The sequence below is a fragment of the Lishizhenia sp. genome, from assembly GCF_057456495.1.
In genome coordinates, this window is sequence record NZ_JBVCPV010000028.1 from 1 (window position 1) to 20,870 (window position 20,870).

Sequence of the window (20,870 nt, forward strand, 5' to 3'; positions counted from 1 at the left end):
AGGCAACTTCTTCGTAGGCAAACAAAAGTTTCTCCTGCATAAAGTAGTTACCGTACACCAATTCAGAACTCGAAACAGTGAAATCACCATTCGTACCTATCTTTAATCCGTGCAAATTCACGTCGTAGGTATATGTTTCAGCATTGGCTAGGTATCCATTTTCTATCAAAGAAGCAATGCTTTCTCCCACCAATAACTTATCGTAATTATCGTTCAAAGGCAAAGCCTTGTTCGATGAAAGTGGGGTAGCGGTTACTCCTAATATGTTTGCCTCCTGGTAGTAAGCGAAAATTTTTCTAAAACTGTTGTAGTGCGCCTCATCGACGATTACCAAACCTACATCTTTAATGAAGTTGGCATCATCTTGTAAACGGTTGTTTAGGGTCTCAACCATGGCAATAAAACATTGGTATTCACCTTGGTCTTCCAAGGTTTTAACATCACTGTTAATGATTTTATTGTCTACTGCAATGGCGTTAAGTTGACGAGAGGTTTGTACAGAAAGCTCAATACGGTGCGTTAAAATCAGTACCTTTTTGTTGAATAGCTCTATGTAGCGTCTCGCAATTTCTGAGAAAATAACTGTTTTTCCTCCTCCAGTTGGAAGCTGATATAGCAAATTGAAATTATTTCCATTCGCTTCTAGTTCGTTAACGATTTGGTTAACAGTGTTTTCCTGGAACGGATATAATGTTTTTGCCTTTACTTTTACTTCTTCTTCTATCATCTCCACGCTTCAAAAATTGGGCTACAAAACTACAGCCTTTTTCCTGAAGAAAAAAGTTATCGGCCGCTTTTATCTTAAAGGATTGTTAAAGTGACTGATTTTTAGCCCATTTGTAGTATAAATAACTTCTATGTGCATATTTGTTTTTTCTAAGCAATCCAATGATGCCTCCTTTTATCTTTGTACATCGAAAGCTAAAAGTGTTATTTTAGCGCAGCGAAAATTTAGAATATAAAAAAGACATATAAAATGAGCGAAGTTCAAAGAGTTTCTTGTTTGATCATAGGTTCTGGTCCTGCAGGATATACAGCAGCGATTTACGCAGCACGTGCTAATATGAAACCAGTAATGTACCAAGGTATGCAACCGGGTGGACAGTTGACTACAACAAATGAAGTAGAAAACTTCCCAGGATACCCTCAAGGTATTACAGGTCCACAAATGATGGAAGAGTTAAAAGCACAAGCAGAGCGTTTTGAAACAGATGTAAGATGGGGATTCATTGAAAGAGTTGATTTTTCAGGAGAAATTCACAAAGCTTGGGCTGATGATGGAACAGAAATCCACGCAGATACTATTATCATTTCTACAGGTGCATCTGCACGCTACTTAGGTTTAGAGTCTGAACAGAAATACTTGAAATTAGGTGGTGGAGTTTCTGCATGTGCAGTTTGTGACGGTTTCTTCTACAAAGGACAAGAAACAGTTATCGTTGGTGCTGGAGATAGTGCTTGTGAGGAAGCACACTACTTATCTAAGATTTGTACGAAAGTAACTATGTTGGTAAGACGTGATGAGTTTAGAGCTTCTAAAATCATGGCTGAGCGTGTTCAGAATACAGAAAACATTGAGATTTTGTACAACACAGAAACAGACGAAGTTTTGGGTGACGGACAAGTGGTTACTGGTGTGCGTGTTTTCAATAACAAAACTGGTGAGAAGAAAGAGATTCCTGCAACTGGGTTCTTCGTAGCTATTGGACACAAACCAAACACAGATATCTTTAAAGATTATATCAACTTGGATGAAACAGGTTACATCAAATACGAGCAGCCTGGAACATCTAAAACAAATGTACCTGGAGTTTTTGTTGCGGGAGATGCAGCAGATAAAAACTACAGACAAGCAATTACTGCGGCAGGTACAGGTTGTATGGCAGCATTAGATGCAGAACGTTACTTAGCGGCGAAAGGTCACTAAGCTGAAATAATATTAAAGTAAAAAGCCCTTCTCATTTTTGAGGAGGGCTTTTTTTGTGATGTTTTGTATAGCTGTTTTATCCTTAGATATGTATAAAGTGTTCATTTTGTGGTTTTTTAGTGAATGAAAGACCTTGAGTTTTACAAAGAGTATTTTCTACAGCTTACTCAATTAAGTCTACCTTTTAACATATCTCGAAGGAACGACTGGACTTTACTTATAAATTCAATAAGGAACAAAAAACACAGTATCATGAATAAACTATTACTCTTAGCGGGCTTGTTTTTGACAAGTAACATTTCCGCTCAAATGAACAGTTTTGTTGAATTGAATGAAAATTCATTACAATGCACTGTAAACAGCAATGGCGAATTGTTTAGCAATTTAGCCAATTCAGGACCAGGATTCAGCGTAGAATTTTCCCAGAGTTTATATACTATTTTTTCCAATAGAATTGTCTTGGCTGGCTTAGGACCAAATGGAGATTTGGCAATGACGAAACCACATGGAAGCAATAATTTGGCCAATGGTCCTTTAACTGTTGCACCGGGTTATGAATTCGGTCCTGCAACTATTACCCCAGCGGAAAGTAATGCATGGAGTCAAATCTTTGTCGTTACACAAGACGAAATAGATGAGTTTAAGAATTATCATGCTTGCATGGCAGACCCTAATTGTGATGCAACCATAAATTTTCCGAATTATCAAATACCATCCTCTATAAGTAACTGGCCTGCGCACGGAGATATCACAATAGACCAATCTTTTTTCTTAGCTCCATTTTATGATGCAGACTGGGACGGAAACTATAACCCTGAAGCAGGAGATTATCCTTGTATTAAAGGAGATATATATGCTTGGTTTGTAATGAACAATTATTTGACAGATCCTAGTGTAACGACTACTACAAAAGGGTTAGAAATTCATGTTGAAGTATATCAATTTGAAGGTCAAACTGGAGGAGATGCTTTATCGAACACCGTTTTTGTAGGTTATGATGTAATTAACAGAGGTACAACACCCTTGTCGGATTTTTATTTGTCTAATTATACAGATTTCGATTTAGGTTACCCACTTGATGATTACATGGGGACCTTGCCGGATATCAATGCTTATTTTATTTATAATGGAGATGATTATGACGAAACAAGTTCCTTTGGACAAGGTTTTTTAGATCATTTACCTGTACAAGGAGTTGTGAGTTTAAATCATGACTTAAGTGCAGCGGGTTATGCAGACGTAGATGTTTATACTCCTGTAGAGTATTATAATATCATGCGCGGCTACCATACAGATGGAAGTGTGAAGTATTTTCCAGGTACGCAAATTGCTACGGCCTTTACTTTTCCTTATTCTACAAATACGCCTTACCAATGGACAGAAGCAAATAGTGATGGAAATGGAATGGTAAATACACCTGGAGATAGAAGAATGCAAGGTGCTGTTGGTCCTTTATTCTTGGATGTGGGAGAAAGTATTTCCTATGATTTTGCTTTTGTATATGCAAAAGAAGAAGTAGCTGGATTAGGAAATGAAGCGAGTATAAGTAAATTGATTACAGATATTAACACGGTACAGGATTATTACGATAATCAAATGACAGATTGTTCTGGAGGTTTCTTGACGGTAGAGGTGATGGATGAAGTTGCAGTGAATATTTATCCAAATCCAACAACAGAGCTTTTATTCATAGAAACATCTGATAAAAAGGTGTTTGATTATAAGCTTTGCGATGCGAGTGGAAGAGTTGTGATTTCAGGACAAGGGAAGCAACAAGCGCAATTGGATATGAGTCAACTCATGCCAGGAGTTTACTATTTAACCATGATGGGTGAAGGTAAAGGTGTTTATAAGGTTGTGAAACAGTAATTTAAATTAAACATAAAAAAAGCCCACGCTTTTTGAAGTGTGGGCTTTTTAATTCAGTTAATTATATCCTTTAAATAGGTTTAACTTGAACGGTAATTCTTTCTGATTCTTCTTCTCCACTGTGGAAACGAATCAATTCAATCATGTTCTTTTCATCCTCAACCTCCATAAGTTCTTCATCAAAGCTAAAGTAATCGTCATCATCTACTTTTAATGACTTTTGAACTACTTCTCCGGTAACCGTATTGATACAAGTAAATTCATAACCTTCCAATTCAGATTCGAAAACCAAAGAGCTTCCTGTTTGAATTTCTTTAATGTCTAATTTTGGAATGGCCAAAACCATGTAGTTTTCTGTAGTTTCATCCAATACCTTGTTAGCTAAAACGTGCAAAACATAAAGGTTAAAACTTAACTCGTCTTTGTGGTGGTGAATAGTAGTAGAAATCGTCTTGATATCATCGTTTTCTACGTTACTGTGAATCTGTAAGATCTTTTTGCTATTGGTTTGTACACCTACCAATCTGTCCTCGTCATCATCATCTTCTAGATATTCTCCCTCCGTAATAGATAATACGGTGTTGAAGTTAAACTCTCCCGTTTTTACAACATCGATGATGTCTATATCTGTGTAAAAATGATTGTCTTCATCATCATCTGCTTGTAAGCGCTTAAAATCAAGGTTTTTGTGCGAAGCTATAGAAACCTCCATTTTAAAGTTGTACACTGTAATTTCCTGAGAAATTTCTTTCGTAGTTGGGTTTTCATTTATTGCACCAATGATAAAGGCATCATCTTCAATTTTGTAGAAACGCTTCAAGATATCTTTAGAAGATTCATGTTCAAAAAGATTAATCTTAAACTCTTTCTCCTTTTTCATGTCATACACATAAAGCGTATTCATGTCATTTAAACTGTAAGAGTTTGTTGAAGAATAATCTGGTAAATACGTATAAGTTCTTACACCATAAGTAAGGTAACGTCCACTTTCACTCAACTGTGTATTCATGTACACAGATCTTAAATTGTAGGGAAACTCATCTCCATTTTTGTGCGCTTTTAAGATGTCTTTGTAAATACTTCTGTTTTCGTCAATAGTACTTTCATCTTCGGCCTCATCTAACATTCTTTCTAGGTAATCTACCTTATCAGATAAATCGATCTCAGATTCATAAAGAATGTCGAAGTCTTTATTGAACACAATAACAAGATCTTTCTCATCAAAACTTCTCGTGTAACAACGAGCAATATAGTTTTGCGTACGACCAGATTCTGTTCTCAAATCAAGCTTCCATTTTTCAGGATCTACTTTAATTCTTTTAACAGATTTTTGTGACGTAATTACTTGAGATTCTAAATCAACCTTCATGTAATATAAATTGAAAGCTTCTTTCTCTGTGATGGCAACAAGTATTTTTGCTTCACCATCTTCAATGTTGTATTTGTAATCCGCTCTCTTTTTAATCTTTTCTACAGGCTTGAGCTTTTTCTTGTCTACCTCTATTCCTTTATCGTTGTATTCAATGAGTACTTTGTTCTTCACTAAGTCGATGTCAACATAGTAGTTTTCAAAGTTTTCATAGTATAAGGATGAAGTTCTTACATCTTCATTTTTAACCCTCAATTTAAAGGTGGGAGCAGCAGGGGCTTGTTCAGGTGGTGGTGGAGGTGTTTCTTGCGACCAAACTGTACTAAATGCGAATGCAGACGCAAGACCTAGGAGTAGGAAGTTTTTCATATTTTTTAAATTTTTGCTCAAAATAATCATTTTAGTGAAATAAGCGGAAGAAGTGGAAAAGCTTTTTGATGATAAGCGTATACTAGTTCCTTTGATTTTTTTGAAAAGGCAAAGTATCAAAGTTAAATAAAACTCTACTTTTGGGACGATCAATTTAGTAAGTATGAATCATTTTGATGTTGCAATTATTGGGAGCGGACCGTCAGGAGCTTCTACAGCTTTCCATTTAGCCCAAAAAGGTATTTCTACCGTAATCATTGAAAAAGAAACCTTACCGCGTTACAAAACTTGCGGTGGAGGCTTTGTGTTTAGAGGCCGTAAAAATCTCTCCTTTGATATTAGTGAGGTAGTAGAGAGTGAATTTAGAACCGTTGATATTTATCTGGGGGATAAACTTCACTTTAAAACTGAAAGAGAAGACCCAACGATCTCCATGATAATGCGTGATTCTTTTGACCAGTTAATAACTGAAAAAGCGAAGGAGTTTGGTGCACAATTGTTAGAAAACCATAAACTATTAGGTCTAAGGTTTGAGAACGATAAGATTTGTTTAGAAACTGCGCAAGGGGAATACACCGCTAATTTTGTAATTGCAGCAGATGGCGCCTTGAGTCCAACCGCTAAATTAGCAGGGTGGAAGGAAGATACCCGTAAATTGGTGCCCGCTTTGGAATATGAAATAGAAGTTTCTGATGAAGATTTTGAGCGATTATCAAAAGAAGTACGTTTTGATATAGATGCCATACCTTATGGATACGCATGGAGTTTTCCAAAGAAAAAACACTTATCTATTGGTGTAGCATCTGGTCGTAGAGGGAAAATTAATTTGAAGAAATTTTATCAAGAATACCTCGAGACACTGGGGATTGAAAAGGTGGTAAGTGAGCAGCAACACGGTTTTCAAATACCAGTTTCTCCAAGAACGGATGGTTTTGTGAAGAATAACGTCTTTTTGATTGGAGATGCTGCTGGTTTTGCAGATCCAATTACCGCAGAAGGAATTTCTAATGCCATTTTAAGTGGGAAACTTGCCGCTCAAGCAATAATAGAAAGTAATCAAGATAGAAGCTTGGCTGAAGAACTGTACCATGCAAAATTAGAAGATAATTTACTACCTGAATTACGTACAGGATTGTGGTTGTCGAAGTGGTTTTATGAGCAAAAAACAGTTCGTAATTTAATGTTGAAAAAATATGGTCAACGTTTTAGTGAAGCCATAGCTGATGTATTTCATGGCGAAAGAAGTTATCCGAGAGACATTAAAAAAGCAATCAAACAAAAAGTAAAAGAGTTAGTTTTTTAGGGGTAAATCTCTAATTCTTACCTATTCAAGATATAGAGCAGCAATATACTTTTTGTAATTGCTGCTTTTTTACTTAAATGTAGAATTTGCCAAGAGTCAGATTTTAAGAAAATAATTTTACTTTAATTCTAAAGTTATCGTCTTTTCTATCGATGTAGTTTCTCTCTCAAAACCATGGAAAGATTCATTATTGTAATTGAAGCAAAATTCAAGTGACTTGGAATCAATATTATTACATTCTAACTCGAAGGGGTCGTAAGGATCGATTTGAATCGGTTGTTTAAGAAGAATTCTTTTTTTAGTAATTTCAAATGACTTAGTATTTATAAGAGCAAATTCTAGCTCTATTGCTTCAAACCTTGGTAAGACTGTCTCGTTTAGTGATGTGGTTTTTGTGATAATAATTAGAAATTCTGATAAATTATCGAAAATTGAAATGTCCGGAACGAATCCGTAATGTGGTGCTAAGTAATTATAATCCACCTTCTCCTTGTTTGAATTGAGCGCATAGAAGTTTGATGTAGTGGTATCTGTGCTAACATTACTGGTGACAAGTAAAAGTTTGTTGGACTTGACCTCAATGTCTGTATGCGCATTTAATTTTTCGCCCACGGTGATTATGTAGTTGATATCTAGTATGTTATATATGCCAAAGTATTCAAATTCACTTTTTTTATAGAAACCTTTTAAGTCAAGTTTACTTACTACTGTCTTATCGTTTTTAACGTCTAACTGCGATAAATTAACCTTAATATCCGATTGTGTTTTTAGCGTGATATCAAATTCCAAATTGTGTAAGATAACTTCTTGTTTAAATATGTTGTTCTCTTCATCTTTTAAAAAGGAAAAGATGACAAAAGAATTGGTATCCATAAGTATGGAGTTGGTGATATAACTATTCCTAGACAATCTTCGAAAGGCTTTGAATTCCTTTTGCTCTCCTGTTTCAATATTCTTTAGATAAAAAATGTTGTTATTGGTAATATAACCGTCTGAAGAAATTAGGTAGAAACGGTAGAGTACGTGTTTATTGTCTTGTGTTAAATTTGCATCAATAATAAGATTGTTAAATTGGATATTATTGTTTTCGTACTCATCAAGATTTAATTCTTTAATCAAGTACCTAATTTCAGTGAGTAGATTATACTTTGTTTTAAAAAGAAATTTGAGCTTTTCATCACAAAATATTGAAACTGGTTTATCTAAGGTATACATACTTACAAGACTGATGTGATAGGTTGCTTTTGCAGTTATAGGTGATGTCTTTTTCTCAATATTTGTTTTGAATTCATTTTGGTTGTGAGGAATTCTCTTAATAATTTTTGAGTATGTTGTTTGATAGTTATCTAGGTTGGTTTTATGTGTATAAACATATAGATAATCAGAATTTCTAACGATGTAAATAGAATAGAGTTCATTTTCAAAAATCTCGTGGTAATGTTTTATACTATTCTCAAGGTTAAGTGGTGTTTTTTTTATTGCCTTAAGCTTTATTTTTCCGCTTTCTTCTCCGTTAATGATAATTTTAGATTTCCATTCTTTTACGAAGTATTTAGTATTCTTATATACTAGGTTGGATTTGAATTTATTTGTAACCGTTTTGGTGTTTTCACTTAAGGTGAAATCCGTAAGTGTTTGAGCGCTTAAAAGTGGTGATGAAAGTAGAAGGAATACTAGTATAAGGTGCTTAATAACCATTGATTTTTAAATTTTTGCTAAAATACATTTCTTTTAGAGAACGTGACAAAGATTAAAATCTGGCGCCGATAGCAGCGGCATGGGGGGCAGACTTTTTACTTATTTCTTGCGCGCTTTGCCCTGCGACCACCGGAAGCTGGAAAAGGGGGAGAAGAATAGAAAAAAGACAAGTGCCATATAGTGGATAGCGGTGAATGTCCAGCCAAGCTGAAAAGCCAAAACGCATACCCATTCACACCCTGTGGAAAGACTTTTGAGAAATTTAAACTTGAAATTTTGACTTTAATAAAGAATAAGATTACTTTTATCGCGCAAATTAAAAGAAGACATGAATTTACACGAATATCAAGGAAAATCCATTTTAAAAAGCTTCGGTGTAGCAATACAAGAAGGAGTTGTTGTAGATAAAGTAGAAGACGCTGTTGCAAAGGCAAAAGAATTGTCAGCATCAACTGGAACTGAATGGTACGTTGTAAAAGCTCAAATCCACGCAGGGGGTAGAGGTAAAGGTACTGTAGAAGAAACAGGTTCTAGAGGAGTTGTTTTAGCGAAAGGTATCGACAAGGTAGAAGACACTGTAAAAGGAATTTTAGGTGGACACTTAACTACATTACAAACTAACGGTGTTGGTAAGCGTGTAAACAAAGTATTGATTGCAGAGGATGTATACTACCCAGGTGAATCAGAGCCATCTGAGTTCTACATGTCTGTATTAATGGACAGAGATAAAGGTAGAAACATCATTATGTATTCTACTGAAGGTGGTATGGATATCGAAACTGTTGCAGAAGAGACTCCACACTTAATCTTTAAAGAAGAGATAGATCCACGTGTTGGATTACAAGGTTTCCAAGCTAGAAAAATTGCTTTCAACTTAGGATTGAGCGGTAAAGCAATGAAAGAAATGACAAAATTCGTTGCTGCATTATACGCTGCTTACGAAGGATGTGATGCTTCTATGTTTGAGATTAACCCAGTATTGAAGACATCTGATGATAAAATTATCGCGGTTGACTCTAAAGTAACTTTAGATGACAACGCTTTATTCCGTCACAAAGACTACGCTGAGATGCGTGATAAAACAGAAGAAGATCCAACAGAGGTTGAAGCTGATGAGGCTGGATTGAACTTCGTTAAATTAGACGGTAACGTTGGTTGTATGGTAAACGGAGCAGGATTAGCAATGGCTACTATGGATATCATCAAGATGTCTGGTGGTAACCCAGCTAACTTCTTAGACGTTGGTGGTACTGCAGATGCTGAGCGTGTTGAGAAAGCATTCCAAATCATTTTGAAAGATGAGAACGTGAAGGCGATCTTAATCAACATCTTCGGTGGTATCGTAAGATGTGATAGAGTTGCTCAAGGTGTTGTTGATGCATACAAGAACATGGGTAACATTCCAGTTCCAATCATCGTTCGTTTACAAGGAACAAATGCTGAAGAAGCGAAGAAATTAATCGACGAATCAGGATTAAACGTACACTCTGCAGTTCAATTACAAGAAGCTGCTGACTTAGTAAAAGAAATCTTGGCATAGTCCATTAGATATATTTTTTAGAAAAAGGGATTCCAAATTTTTGGAATCCCTTTTTTTTTAGTTAAGAATTATGAATGAAGAGTTAAGATATTTTTTATCGGCCTTCGAGACTTCTCGAACCTCGAACCTCAGGCCTCAATTCCATCTGATAGGTTTGAGGCCTGAGGGGCGAAGAATGAGCCGTCTTGAAGGTCGATATTAAAGGATTTGAAAGATTTAAGCACTCGCTGCGCTCGCTATTTGATTGATTTGATAGATTCAAAGGATTAATGAAAAGGAGGTTATCGAGCGGAGTCGAGATACCGAAATTAGAAGCATCGATAATTATCTTGCTCAATACTCGCACTCAAAACTGTACCTCTAACCGTCTAAAAGTCTAGTTATAATTAATAATTTCTTACCTTAAGCGTGTTATACCATCATCATGCTAAAACACATTCATTTTCTAATAATCACTTCATCATTGGCGTTTGTTGTATTGTTTTTATCCTGTAATCATGAAGTTGTAGAAGCACCAATAGGAAATAAAATCAATGAAGAAGATTTAATAGAGAAGAATAATCGAAAGAAGAATAACTTAACTATTTATGTAGAAGGTTGGAGTTGTGTTTACCGAATTGAGTTATCGGAAGAAGGTAAGGGTGAATTTGTTCGAGGTTATTCAGAAACTGATGATTTGGGGAAAGAAGAATTTACACGTGTATATGAGACCTATACTTTTGAAGTTACAAATACAATTGTTCTGGATTCTATCCACTCAGTTATTAAGCATCTAAGTGCAGATGTTAATGTTGTAGATAACTTAAAGATGAGCGATGAGAAAAGAATGTTGTTAAAGTATAACGATGAACTACGTCTTGATGCATATAATCTGAGTGGTGCTGACGAAATTTATACGCTACTAAAGCTTATGAATCCTTATTTACAGGAGGACTTTATTGATGTTTGTAGATAAGTAGAATTACTCATTTATATGTAAGCTCTCCGTCCTCTGCGATTAATACCAAAACTAATCCTCTTCCTCAATACTCACACTCAAAACTGCCTCTCTAACCGTCTAAAAGTCTAAGAATCTAAAACTCTCTGTCGCTTTAGGCGACATTACAAAAGAAAAAACTTGTAAAAAATACAGAGTTTGTTCAACTTTGCGCTTCCAATTCAGAACCAGTGAGTACATTTTTAAAAAAGGACATGATCGTATATAAAACTAGAGAACAAATTGAGATTATGCGTGAAGCAGCTCAAATTGTAAGTAGAACCTTAGGGAAAGTAGCAGAAGCCATAGAGGAGGGGATTACTCCATTAGAGTTAGATGCTATTGCAGAGAGCTACATTCGCTCGCAAAATGCAATTCCAGGTTTCTTAGGTTTGTACGATTTCCCAAACACCTTGTGTATTTCTGTGAATGACGCTGTTGTTCACGGTTACCCAACAGATAGACCACTTCAGAATGGAGACATCGTTTCTGTAGACTGTGGTGCTATTTTCGAAGGGTACTACGGAGATCATGCCTACACTTTTGGTATTGGTAATGTAGATCCTGAGGTTCAAAAATTATTAGATGTTACTTTAGAATGTTTGAACATAGGTGTTGAACAAACGAGAGTAGGAAATAGAATTGGTGATATCGGTTTTCACATCCAACAACATGCAGAAAAGCACGGTTACGGAGTAGTAAGAGAATTGGTTGGACACGGTTTAGGAACAACTATGCACGAAGAGCCTCAAGTACCTAACTATGGTAAAAGAGGTAGAGGTAAGAAAATTCAAGAAGGATTAACGATTGCTATTGAGCCTATGTTAAACATGGGGACAGAGCGTGTAAAATACCTAAGTGATAACTGGACTATCGTTACAGCTGATAACAAACCAAGCGCACACTTCGAGCACGACGTGGCTGTAGTTGATGGAAAACCAGATGTGCTTTCTACGTTTAAATATGTAGAAGAAGCATTAGCGAAAAAGAAATAAATGTCGGCAGCCAAACTCGTTGGTTTAACCACAATCTTATATTTAATCATGGCCCTGCAATCTTTGTTGGGCCTTGGTGTTTTTTTACCCATCCTTCCCCTGAAGGAGGTGTTAGTTTCCATCATGGCTATAGCCTTAGGTGTGATGTATTGGAAACGCGATAAGAAGCCTTATTCTTATCTATTTTTTTATGGACTTATCGGACTGCTATTCTCTAATTTTACCCTAGAGATTTTACTGAGTGCCGAAGAGCGTGTAGCGTTCAATAATGAGGTGTCTGATTACATTGGTTTAGCGCAGTTCTTATTTATGGGGATACTTTTCATTTATCTTTCCTTAGAGCGTGTTGGAGAAAAAATACGGTTTAACCTCTTTCCTTTTCTTACCCTTGTTGTTGTAACCATTATCAATTTCTTTGGAGAAAAGTCATGGGAAGCCCTTGCGGTTTTACCTTTAGCAATTGCATTTTATATACAGTATCATAAAGCAGATGAGGACCAAGTTGACGCAGATAAGTTTCATGCGCTTAAAATGTGGTTGGTAGGATTTGCAGTGCTAGGAGCTATTGATGCATTGGCCATTTGGATCAACAAATAAAGGTCTACACAGATTGCATAGACCTTCATCAGTATAATTACAAAAACCAAAACTATTGAATTATAACTACTTACTTAAACGAGAGTTGTGTAAAAAGGTTATCCTATTCTAAAGTGAGCTTGATTTTTCAAAATCACCTAGAAGCTAGAGGGCTAGATTTATAGAGGTCTAGAAGTTCAATTAGGTGTATCAATTTTTCGAATTCTTCAAATCCCTATTATCAAAAGGAACAAAGGACTACAGGTTCCTCGACTCCGCTCTGAAACTTAGTTTATACACGCAAAAGTATAAATTAACTGAGCTTATCGAGCGTAGTAGAGATGAGCGTAAACCTTGTGTTCAAGTTTTAATTCCTCAATTCCTTAAATTGTTGAATCCTTGAATCTTTGAATTTTTAAATAGCGAACGCCAGTTCGCACTTAAATTTTTAAATCTCCATCAGCATTAACGTAGAAAATTGTATATTTCTTTCAAATACACTGTTTATGCCTTTCAATTCCATTTTTAGCTGGTTGATGAAGAAACGAATTCATCAGATAGATTTGTTTCGTAAGTATCCAAGCGAAGTACAAGAAGAGTTATTTCATCGTATGATAGAAGCAGGACGTGCTACGCGTTTTGGAAAGGAAATGGGCTTTGAGCAGATAGAGAATTACAAAGAATTCAATGCACGTGTACCTTTAATGGATTACGAAAGTCTGAAGCATTGGGTAGATTTCGCGATGAAAGGGGAGGAAGATGTTCTGTGGCCAGGCGAAACCAAGTGGTTTGCAAAATCATCGGGTACTACTTCAGATAAGAGTAAATTTATCCCCGTAACCAAAGAGTCTTTAGAAGCTTGTCATTACAAAGGAGGAAAGGATCTTTTGGGCTTGTATTACGATCAGCATCCCGGAACGAAATTATGGAATGGAAAACATTTGATAATTAGTGGATCATCAGAGTGTAATGAACAGCATTTATCGTCTTCATCCTATATTGGGGATTTATCGGCCATTATCGTTAATAATTTGCCGTGGTGGGCGGAGCTGAAAAGAAGACCTTCCAAGGAAATTGCTTTGATGAGTGAATGGGAGGAGAAAATAGAGTGTATTGCTCAATCTACCCTAAAAGAAGATATACACATTATAGCAGGAGTTCCTAGCTGGACATTGGTTATTTTAAATAGAATTTTAGAGATTACCGGAAAGAAGACCATTCAAGAGGTGTGGCCGAACATAGAGCTTTTTATGCATGGAGGGGTTAGTTTTGAGCCTTACCGTAAAGAATTTGAACGTGTCATCGGCAATCCGTATATGAACTACGTAGAATCTTATAATGCCTCGGAAGGTTTTTTTGGAATACAAGATACCAAAGATGGAGACCTGTTGCTGATGTTGGACTATGGAATTTTCTATGAGTTTATTCCTATGAATAAATATAAAGGAGTAAATTCTGAAGAGGTGATTCCATTAGACGAGGTAGAGTTGGGAGTGAACTATGCTATGGTGATTACCACTAATGGAGGATTGTGGAGGTACATCATCGGTGATACAATCATGTTTACAGAACAAAAGCCAAAACGTTTTAAGGTAACGGGAAGAACCAAGAGTTTTATTAATGTATTTGGAGAAGAATTGATTGTTGAGAATGCTGAACAAGCAATGTCTGTAGCCTGTGAAAGAGCAGGTGCTCAGGTACACGAGTATACTGCGGGACCTATTTTTATGGAGAATCAAAAGAGTGGGGGGCACGAGTGGCTTATTGAGTTTACAGAAGAACCTGAAGATTTTAATTATTTTGTGGAGGTATTGGATAATACACTGAAAAGTTTGAATTCTGATTACGAAGCCAAACGTTATAAGGATATGGCTTTGGCCTTTCCTAAGGTGCATAAATTAAAAAAAGGAAGCTTCAATATTTGGTTGAAACAAAAGGGGAAATTAGGGGGACAGCACAAAGTTCCGAGATTAATGAATGATAGAAGAGTTTTAGAAGAAGTTATGGACGCAATTCAATTGAATGTGCTACCTTAGCACAATTAAGAGTTGATTGTTTATAAGTGAGTAAGATTTCTTTCGATTTTCATTTAAAACCAAAGAATTAATCAAATAATTCTCCCTATATTTGCAATCCGAAAAAAGATTATTAATTTTGCATTCCCATTTGAGGGGAAAAAGAATTTAGAAAACACAGTAAGATGAAAAAAGATATACATCCAGAAAACTATAGATTAGTTGTATTCAAAGATATGACTAATGATTACTCATTCGTTTGTCACTCATGTGCACCTTCTACAGAAGATATTGAGTGGGAAGATGGAAACACTTATCCTTTAGTTAAATTGGATATCTCTCACAAATCTCACCCTTTCTTTACAGGTAAGGCTCAGTTTGTGGATACTGCAGGACGTATCGATAAGTTCAAAAACAGATACGCTCGTCACATCAAGAAATAAGATTGACATCTATATATTAAGTATTGAATCCCGGTCATTTTTGATCGGGATTTTTTGTGTTTGGAGAAATTAACTCTAACGTACAAACCCTACGAGCTTCACCTTTTAATGGATCTAAGGATGGAGGTTAATGCTTGAGTACCAACTTCATCTTTACGCGAGTACGCAGCTTTATAGAGGACTTCTTTTTCCTGATGATAGAGTGCTGCGAAAGTTTTAGAAGTATTGGTATGCCCTTTGTATTAATCGGCGCTTTTCTTAATGCCTAAGGTTGTCTCAATGAAAAAAATGCCGGTATTGCAATCTTATAAGTAAGTTGTGGCAATGTTGTATGAGCTTACTCCGCTGTTATCCCGTGTTTATTCTTTTCAGTAGCGAATAGGAGGGAGGTGATGATTTGTTCAAGGATTTTGTTTCTTTAGAAATAAAAAAGTCCCGACAAATTTGCCGGGACCTTTCTTAGAATAGTTCTATACATTATTGTTTTACCAATCTCATTACGTGTGTTTGGTTGTCAATTGAAGTCAATTGAATAATGTATACTCCGCTTTGTAAATCCGTAAGGTCAATTGTATTGATATCCTTACTTCTTACTGTATTTACTTCTTTTCCTTGCGTAGTAAATACTATAGCCTCTTTAATGATTTTATTACTTGTTATTTTAACTATACCTGTTGTAGGGTTAGGCGAGATAGCGATGAAGTTCGTTTCGTTGTTACTTACTCCAACATTGTCTAAAATGTAGCATTCTGAAGTGTCTGTACAAGTTCCATTGCTCACTACAAGTGCATAGCTTCCGTTTTGTGTAACGTTAAAGGTTGCGCTTGTTTCTCCAGCAATGGCCTGGTTACCATTGTTACAATCTAACCACTGGTAGGTGAAGTTTGCAGCTTGGTTCACAGAGCTGAAAGGAGATGTTGATGCATCAATTTCTGCAATTACATCAGCAACAGTAAGTGTTGTTACAACAATACTATCACAAGTATTAACACCTGATAATGTGTCTCTATATGTACCTGCTGTTGTATAGCTGTTGGTTCCAATGTCGTATGAATCACCTGCACAAATCGAGATGTTTTGTGTGTATTCAGGAGCTGGTGTTACTGTTAAAGTGGTGATAACAACACTGTCACACATACTCGTAGAATAAAGGGTTGTTGTATAAGTACCGGCGTCTGTGTATGTATTATTCCCTATTTGATAACTTCCTCCAGCACAAATGGATACTGATTCTGTGTATTCTGGGGCAGGGGTTACTGTAAGGTTGGTGGTAACTACACTGTCACATCCATTTGCTGCGGTTAATGATGTAGTATAAGTACCAGCGTCATAATAGTAGTTGTTACCAATTACGTAAGGATATCCTTCGCATGTTGTTACATTTTGAGTAGAAGTGATGGCCGCTGGCTCCGTTAAAGTGAAGGAAGCTGTTGAATCCATACATCCTCTAGCATCAGTTACAATACATTTGTGTGATCCTGCAGATAAAGTACTTACGGTATTGATAGCAGTAGTTGGTCCGTTTGTCCAATTGTAGCTATACGGTGCTTGTCCACCTGTTACTATAGCTTCTCCAAATCCATCGTTTCCATTATTACAAACTAAATCAAAGGTGTTTCCTAGAGAAACCGCTAAAGAAGATGATCCGGCAAGTGCTAAAATGTAAATTCTTCCATTGGTAGTACTTTGATTCGTAAACACTATTTTAGAAACATTTTTACTTTCGTTAACACACGAAATAGGAATGTCAACATTGTAAATTCTTGGGTTGTTAAATACATTTCCAATAATATCAGAGGTTCTACTTACCCTGTCAATATTGGTCATAATGTAATTAGATCCGTTGAACCAGTCATTAACAGCATATCCCGTTGTAGATTCTGTTGTTCCATCAGAGAATATTACTTGAGCATCCATTATCCCAGCTCCTTCTGTAGAAAGGCAAAGCACACTAATACTAGCGTAGTTAGATGGGGTAGTTAATTCTAAAGTATCTGTTTGTCCAGAAGTCTGAGAAGGGTTCGTTAAATAAAGTGCATTATTTCCTGTATAACTTTGCAGTTGGTAACTGTATCCTCCGTTTGCAACTGAAAGGTTATCCGGTAAACCTTTTGTAGAACCTGCTGCTGTTCCGTACGCTTGCGAGTAGAACACAAAGCTAGAACCGTCCATACTTAAACTTGTTGTGGTAAGAGCTGGGGAGGTTTCGGCTACTATATCTTCGTTATAACCGGTCGAGGCTATAGGCTGATATTGCGCGTAGGTCAACAAAGAGCCTGCTAGCAAAGCTAGGGTTAGCGTAATTTTTTTCATGATTATGGTTTATTTCGTGTCTAACGAATATATCCATAATAGTGTAGAAAAGCTAAAAAATGGTTCGGACAATTAAGGGACAACCTTTCCGGGATTCAGGATATTGTTGGGATCGAAGAGATTTTTAATATTTCGCATTAAATTTAATTGGACTTCATTAAACATAATGGGCATGTATTGTTTTTGAACCAATCCAATACCATGTTCTCCAGAAATTGTTCCTCCTAGGTTCTTCGTCAATTCAAAAATTTCGGTAATGGCTTTGGGTAAATCATTTGTCCATTGGTCTTCTGTTAAGTCACCCTTTAAGATGTTTACATGTAAATTTCCATCTCCGGCATGACCGTAACAAACCGATTCAAATCCATATTTACGACCAACCTCTTTTACACCTGCTAATAATTGAGGTAATTCATAGCGTGGAACTACGGTATCTTCTTCTTTATAGGTAGAATGAGATTTTACAGCTTCACCTACTTTTCTCCTTAAATTCCAAAGTGTGTTTTTTTGCGCTTCGTCTTCAGCAAAAAGTATTTCATCTGTATTGAAATGACTCAATACTTCCATGATCTGTTCACATTCTTTAAAGAGAACTTCTTTATCAAATCCGTCTACTTCAATAAGTAAATGAGCTTCGTGATTTTCTTTCACTTCCACCTTTTGATCACCGGTGAACTTTTTGGCTAAGTTCAATGCATCCTTTTCCATGAATTCCAAACCGCTGGGCGTAATGCCTTTTCTAAAGATAGCAGCCACAGCTTCACAAGCTTCTGTAGCTTTGTAAAAGGGAACGAGCATGAGCAAATTGTCGGTAGGATGGGGGATGAGTCGTAAAACTATTTTAGTAATTACTGCCAATGTCCCTTCACTTCCTACGATAAGTTGTGTTAGGTTGTATCCAGTGGAATTTTTCAAAGTGTTTGCACCTGTCCATATAATTTCACCATTGGGTAATACTACTTCTAAGTTTAATACGTAAGCATTGGTAACACCATATTTAACTGCCTTTGGTCCACCACTATTTTCTGCTACATTTCCACCAATAAAACAAGAGCCTTTACTGGCTGGGTCTGGTGGATAGAAAAGACCTTTTTCTTTTACAGCATTTTGAAGTTCTTCGGTAATTACACCAGGTTCTGTAGTTACTTGATGATTCTTTTCGTCGATTTCAAGAATACGATTAAAGTATTCCATACTTAAAGCAATAGAACCTTCTTTGGGAATTGCCCCACCACTTAGACCTGTTCGGGCCCCTTGAGGAGTGATAGCTATTTTATGGGTGTTGCAGTAATGCATGATTGCTGCAACTTCTTGTGTTGTTTTTGGTTTTAATACGGCGAGCGGAAGAATAGATATATCCTCCGTTTCATCCTTACTGTATTTGAATAGGTTTTCTTGATCTACAAAACATCTATCGTGTAACAGATTTTTGAAAAAATCAAGGTGCTTATTGAATTCCATCAAACTTTCTTTCTACGTAATCAATTAAACTATGTATCACCTTGATGTGGATTTCTTGTGCTCTGTCGGCATATTTAGAATGAGGAGCCCTGATTTCTACATCGCATAGATCCGCCATTTTACCACCATCTTTTCCGGTTAGGCCTATGACGCGAATTCCTTTTTCTTTGGCGACTTTAATAGCGTTAATTACATTATTAGAATTACCACTAGTAGAAATAGCGAGTAATACATCACCTTTTCTTCCTACACCTTCCAGATAACGAGAGAAAACATGATCATAACCGTAATCATTAGAAACGCAAGACATATGTGAAGCGTCGGAAATAGAGATGGCGCCCACAGCTTTTCGGTTGTCTCTGTACCTTCCCGTTAGTTCTTCGGCAAAATGCATGGCATCACACATAGAACCACCGTTACCGCACGACATTACCTTTCCATCCTGCTGAAAACTATTTACAAGCAGTTCTCCTGCAGCCTCTATTGCAGCAATGTTTTCTGGATTAGTATAAAAAGTAGATAGTATCTGTGCAGCTTCTTCGAAATGCGCTTTTATCTCATTCATATGTCTCGATTGAATTCCAAAAATAATTAAATTTAGAAGTAGACCCTATTGAAAATGTAACAAGATTATTATATTTGATGCTCCTAGTTTTAAAAATCTTGGACTAATACTATAAAATATGAAGAAAACATTATTGGCGGCCTTGACACTCCTATTAAGCTTAACTGTTGTAGCACAAGAACCTACATGTTTTGAGCGCTATGAGAAGGCGTTTGAGGAAAGAGGGTCTTATACAGTTTCTGATGATATGCACAGAAATGTAGTTATTTCATTTTTCGAGAATGGTGAAGTATACTGTATTCAAGGTAAAGCTAGAGTTGAAAATGGTGTGATAACAAGTATTTTCTTCTTTTACGATGATAACACTTCTGAAATGTTAGATCGTAAGTTTTTCAATGATCAAAGACAGCCACCAAAAATTACAAATGGAATTTCTGAAATGATTACGACAGAAGACGGAGAGAAATTCAAGGTCATCTTTATAGATCAATTGAAACCAAAGAAAAAGAAATACAAAGAGGCCGAAGTGCCAAACGATTTATAAATGAAAAAGTCCCGATGAGCATCGGGACTTTTTTTGCTTTATACTTAAACTTCCTTGTAAAGTTCGATTTCCTCTTTTTGAATTTTATAGGTTCTAAAGCCGTGTTTTCTGTAGAATGGCTTTGCTTGTGGTGCGTCTAAATTACAGGTATGGAGCCAAACTCTCTTGGGCTCTTCTTGCGCTATTAAATGGAGTAGGGATTGAAACGCTAAATCAGACCATCCTTTTCCTAAATACTCTTCCTTCAAACCAAAATAGATAATCTGGCAAGTGCCTTCTATGATTTGAAATTCACAAAGTCCGATGACCTCCTCCTTTAAGTGTATATTAAATATTTGTTTTATACCTTTTTCTAGATCCTCTTGAAGCGCTTTTTCACCAGCGATAATTCTACCCACCCAGTTCCATTTTTGACCTACGGCTAACCACGTGTTAAAATAGGCTTCAGCCTCATGTGTTTGAACCTTATTAAGTTTAATATCAGTAGGGTTAGAAGCTTCGATTTCAGGTACCACTTCTAGCATCATGTAATGGACCAAAAGCTCTTGTTTTGTTGTTTTTTGAAAGTGTTTGTTAAATGTGTTCATTTGATAATCAGCTATAGTACGAGCGGCAAAGTTAGGAATGTTAATAACACTTTGTCATATAGTTGATATTAATGATATGAAATGATATATTTGCGAGCTATTAAATTTTCAAACTATAAGATTACGATATGCGTAACAAAGGATTTTTTTGGTTTTTCACAATTGTATTGGCAGTTGTGTGTTTATACCAGTTAACGTTTACGTTCGTTTCGAACGGTGTTGAAAACGACGCAGAGGCTGAAGCTAAAGCCCAAGTTGAAGAAATGTTTGCCAACCTACCAGCCGGAGACTCAATTTTAGCGCTTCCAAACGGTACTACG

Annotated in this window: 18 protein-coding genes; 11 read left to right on the forward strand and 7 right to left on the reverse strand. The window is 36.3% G+C overall.

The window, feature by feature from the left end; all coding sequences use genetic code 11:
- Positions 1 to 727: DEAD/DEAH box helicase (locus tag AC22ZQ_RS03490; protein WP_318957232.1), on the reverse strand; the 727-nt coding region annotated here is incomplete at its 3' end.
- Positions 728 to 976: 249 nt separating this feature from the next.
- Here AC22ZQ_RS03490 and trxB point away from each other — a divergent pair.
- Together trxB and AC22ZQ_RS03500 are read left to right on the forward strand one after the other, a co-directional pair.
- Positions 977 to 1,927 carry a thioredoxin-disulfide reductase gene (gene trxB / locus AC22ZQ_RS03495; RefSeq protein ID WP_318957234.1) on the forward strand — a complete coding sequence of 317 codons (951 nt, stop codon included), beginning with the start codon at positions 977 to 979 and terminating at the stop codon, positions 1,925 to 1,927.
- 252 nt (positions 1,928 to 2,179) lie between these two features.
- Positions 2,180 to 3,796 (forward strand): T9SS type A sorting domain-containing protein, encoded by a 1,617-nt coding sequence (locus AC22ZQ_RS03500; RefSeq protein ID WP_318957235.1) that lies wholly within the window; start codon positions 2,180 to 2,182, stop codon positions 3,794 to 3,796.
- 70 nt (positions 3,797 to 3,866) lie between these two features.
- On the opposite strand, the gene AC22ZQ_RS03505 is transcribed toward AC22ZQ_RS03500, so the two are convergent.
- A complete protein-coding gene (locus tag AC22ZQ_RS03505; RefSeq protein ID WP_318957236.1) occupies positions 3,867 to 5,534 on the reverse strand; it encodes a hypothetical protein in 1,668 nt (555 codons plus the stop codon).
- 163 nt (positions 5,535 to 5,697) lie between these two features.
- Between AC22ZQ_RS03505 and AC22ZQ_RS03510 the strand changes: the two genes are divergently transcribed.
- Entirely contained in the window at positions 5,698 to 6,837 is a 1,140-nt protein-coding gene (locus tag AC22ZQ_RS03510) for a geranylgeranyl reductase family protein (RefSeq protein ID WP_318957237.1), read from the forward strand.
- A 117-nt stretch (positions 6,838 to 6,954) separates the two neighbouring features.
- Here the strand turns inward: AC22ZQ_RS03510 and AC22ZQ_RS03515 are convergent, their stop codons facing one another.
- On the reverse strand, positions 6,955 to 8,535 hold the full coding sequence (locus AC22ZQ_RS03515) for a hypothetical protein (RefSeq protein ID WP_318957239.1): 1,581 nt from the start codon (positions 8,533 to 8,535) through the stop codon (positions 6,955 to 6,957).
- A gap of 328 nt (positions 8,536 to 8,863) precedes the next feature.
- Here AC22ZQ_RS03515 and sucC point away from each other — a divergent pair, with 328 nt between their 5' ends.
- From sucC to AC22ZQ_RS03545, 6 genes are all read left to right on the forward strand, one after another.
- On the forward strand, positions 8,864 to 10,075 hold the full coding sequence (gene sucC / locus AC22ZQ_RS03520) for an ADP-forming succinate--CoA ligase subunit beta (RefSeq protein WP_318957241.1): 1,212 nt from the start codon (positions 8,864 to 8,866) through the stop codon (positions 10,073 to 10,075).
- Between the two features lie 424 nt (positions 10,076 to 10,499).
- Positions 10,500 to 11,030: a hypothetical protein gene (locus AC22ZQ_RS03525; protein ID WP_318957242.1), complete on the forward strand. Its 531-nt coding sequence runs from the start codon at positions 10,500 to 10,502 to the stop codon at positions 11,028 to 11,030.
- 236 nt (positions 11,031 to 11,266) lie between these two features.
- Positions 11,267 to 12,046 carry a type I methionyl aminopeptidase gene (gene map, locus AC22ZQ_RS03530; protein WP_318957256.1) on the forward strand — a complete coding sequence of 260 codons (780 nt, stop codon included), beginning with the start codon at positions 11,267 to 11,269 and terminating at the stop codon, positions 12,044 to 12,046.
- A complete protein-coding gene (locus AC22ZQ_RS03535; RefSeq protein ID WP_318957243.1) occupies positions 12,047 to 12,643 on the forward strand; it encodes a hypothetical protein in 597 nt (198 codons plus the stop codon).
- A gap of 485 nt (positions 12,644 to 13,128) precedes the next feature.
- The gene (locus AC22ZQ_RS03540; protein ID WP_486756233.1) at positions 13,129 to 14,658 is read left to right on the forward strand and encodes a GH3 auxin-responsive promoter family protein; all 1,530 of its coding nucleotides are present in this window, start codon (positions 13,129 to 13,131) and stop codon (positions 14,656 to 14,658) included.
- Between the two features lie 164 nt (positions 14,659 to 14,822).
- Positions 14,823 to 15,080, forward strand: a complete 258-nt coding sequence (locus tag AC22ZQ_RS03545) for a type B 50S ribosomal protein L31 (protein WP_318957246.1) — start codon at positions 14,823 to 14,825, stop codon at positions 15,078 to 15,080.
- Positions 15,081 to 15,557: 477 nt separating this feature from the next.
- On the opposite strand, the gene AC22ZQ_RS03550 is transcribed toward AC22ZQ_RS03545, so the two are convergent.
- From AC22ZQ_RS03550 to lpcA, 3 genes are all read right to left on the reverse strand, one after another.
- Positions 15,558 to 17,393, reverse strand: coding sequence for a T9SS type A sorting domain-containing protein (locus AC22ZQ_RS03550; RefSeq protein ID WP_318957247.1), 1,836 nt, complete (start codon positions 17,391 to 17,393; stop codon positions 15,558 to 15,560).
- A gap of 72 nt (positions 17,394 to 17,465) precedes the next feature.
- On the reverse strand, positions 17,466 to 18,854 hold the full coding sequence (locus tag AC22ZQ_RS03555) for an FAD-binding oxidoreductase (RefSeq protein WP_318957249.1): 1,389 nt from the start codon (positions 18,852 to 18,854) through the stop codon (positions 17,466 to 17,468).
- Entirely contained in the window at positions 18,841 to 19,419 is a 579-nt protein-coding gene (lpcA, locus tag AC22ZQ_RS03560; RefSeq protein ID WP_318957250.1) for a D-sedoheptulose 7-phosphate isomerase, read from the reverse strand. The genes AC22ZQ_RS03555 and lpcA overlap by 14 nt, the downstream gene beginning before the upstream one ends.
- A 118-nt stretch (positions 19,420 to 19,537) precedes the next feature.
- Between lpcA and AC22ZQ_RS03565 the strand changes: the two genes are divergently transcribed.
- Positions 19,538 to 19,963 carry a hypothetical protein gene (locus AC22ZQ_RS03565; protein ID WP_318957251.1) on the forward strand — a complete coding sequence of 142 codons (426 nt, stop codon included), beginning with the start codon at positions 19,538 to 19,540 and terminating at the stop codon, positions 19,961 to 19,963.
- Between the two features lie 44 nt (positions 19,964 to 20,007).
- On the opposite strand, the gene AC22ZQ_RS03570 is transcribed toward AC22ZQ_RS03565, so the two are convergent.
- Positions 20,008 to 20,550, reverse strand: a complete 543-nt coding sequence (locus AC22ZQ_RS03570) for a GNAT family N-acetyltransferase (RefSeq protein WP_318957253.1) — start codon at positions 20,548 to 20,550, stop codon at positions 20,008 to 20,010.
- A 128-nt stretch (positions 20,551 to 20,678) separates the two neighbouring features.
- Between AC22ZQ_RS03570 and AC22ZQ_RS03575 the strand changes: the two genes are divergently transcribed.
- A partial coding sequence (locus AC22ZQ_RS03575) for a hypothetical protein (protein ID WP_318957255.1) occupies positions 20,679 to 20,870 on the forward strand: 192 nt, incomplete at its 3' end.

What these genes read in the sequence shown, in the direction of transcription:
- trxB (WP_318957234.1), top strand. Translation starts at nt 977, where the DNA reads ATGAGCGAAGTTCAAAGAGTTTCTTGTTTGATCATAGGTTCTGGTCCT.
- AC22ZQ_RS03500 (WP_318957235.1), top strand. Translation starts at nt 2,180, where the DNA reads ATGAATAAACTATTACTCTTAGCGGGCTTGTTTTTGACAAGTAACATT.
- AC22ZQ_RS03505 (WP_318957236.1), bottom strand. Translation starts at nt 5,534, where the DNA reads ATGAAAAACTTCCTACTCCTAGGTCTTGCGTCTGCATTCGCATTTAGT.
- AC22ZQ_RS03510 (WP_318957237.1), top strand. Translation starts at nt 5,698, where the DNA reads ATGAATCATTTTGATGTTGCAATTATTGGGAGCGGACCGTCAGGAGCT.
- AC22ZQ_RS03515 (WP_318957239.1), bottom strand. Translation starts at nt 8,535, where the DNA reads ATGGTTATTAAGCACCTTATACTAGTATTCCTTCTACTTTCATCACCA.
- sucC (WP_318957241.1), top strand. Translation starts at nt 8,864, where the DNA reads ATGAATTTACACGAATATCAAGGAAAATCCATTTTAAAAAGCTTCGGT.
- AC22ZQ_RS03525 (WP_318957242.1), top strand. Translation starts at nt 10,500, where the DNA reads ATGCTAAAACACATTCATTTTCTAATAATCACTTCATCATTGGCGTTT.
- map (WP_318957256.1), top strand. Translation starts at nt 11,267, where the DNA reads ATGATCGTATATAAAACTAGAGAACAAATTGAGATTATGCGTGAAGCA.
- AC22ZQ_RS03535 (WP_318957243.1), top strand. Translation starts at nt 12,047, where the DNA reads ATGTCGGCAGCCAAACTCGTTGGTTTAACCACAATCTTATATTTAATC.
- AC22ZQ_RS03540 (WP_486756233.1), top strand. Translation starts at nt 13,129, where the DNA reads ATGCCTTTCAATTCCATTTTTAGCTGGTTGATGAAGAAACGAATTCAT.
- AC22ZQ_RS03545 (WP_318957246.1), top strand. Translation starts at nt 14,823, where the DNA reads ATGAAAAAAGATATACATCCAGAAAACTATAGATTAGTTGTATTCAAA.
- AC22ZQ_RS03550 (WP_318957247.1), bottom strand. Translation starts at nt 17,393, where the DNA reads ATGAAAAAAATTACGCTAACCCTAGCTTTGCTAGCAGGCTCTTTGTTG.
- AC22ZQ_RS03555 (WP_318957249.1), bottom strand. Translation starts at nt 18,854, where the DNA reads ATGGAATTCAATAAGCACCTTGATTTTTTCAAAAATCTGTTACACGAT.
- lpcA (WP_318957250.1), bottom strand. Translation starts at nt 19,419, where the DNA reads ATGAATGAGATAAAAGCGCATTTCGAAGAAGCTGCACAGATACTATCT.
- AC22ZQ_RS03565 (WP_318957251.1), top strand. Translation starts at nt 19,538, where the DNA reads ATGAAGAAAACATTATTGGCGGCCTTGACACTCCTATTAAGCTTAACT.
- AC22ZQ_RS03570 (WP_318957253.1), bottom strand. Translation starts at nt 20,550, where the DNA reads ATGAACACATTTAACAAACACTTTCAAAAAACAACAAAACAAGAGCTT.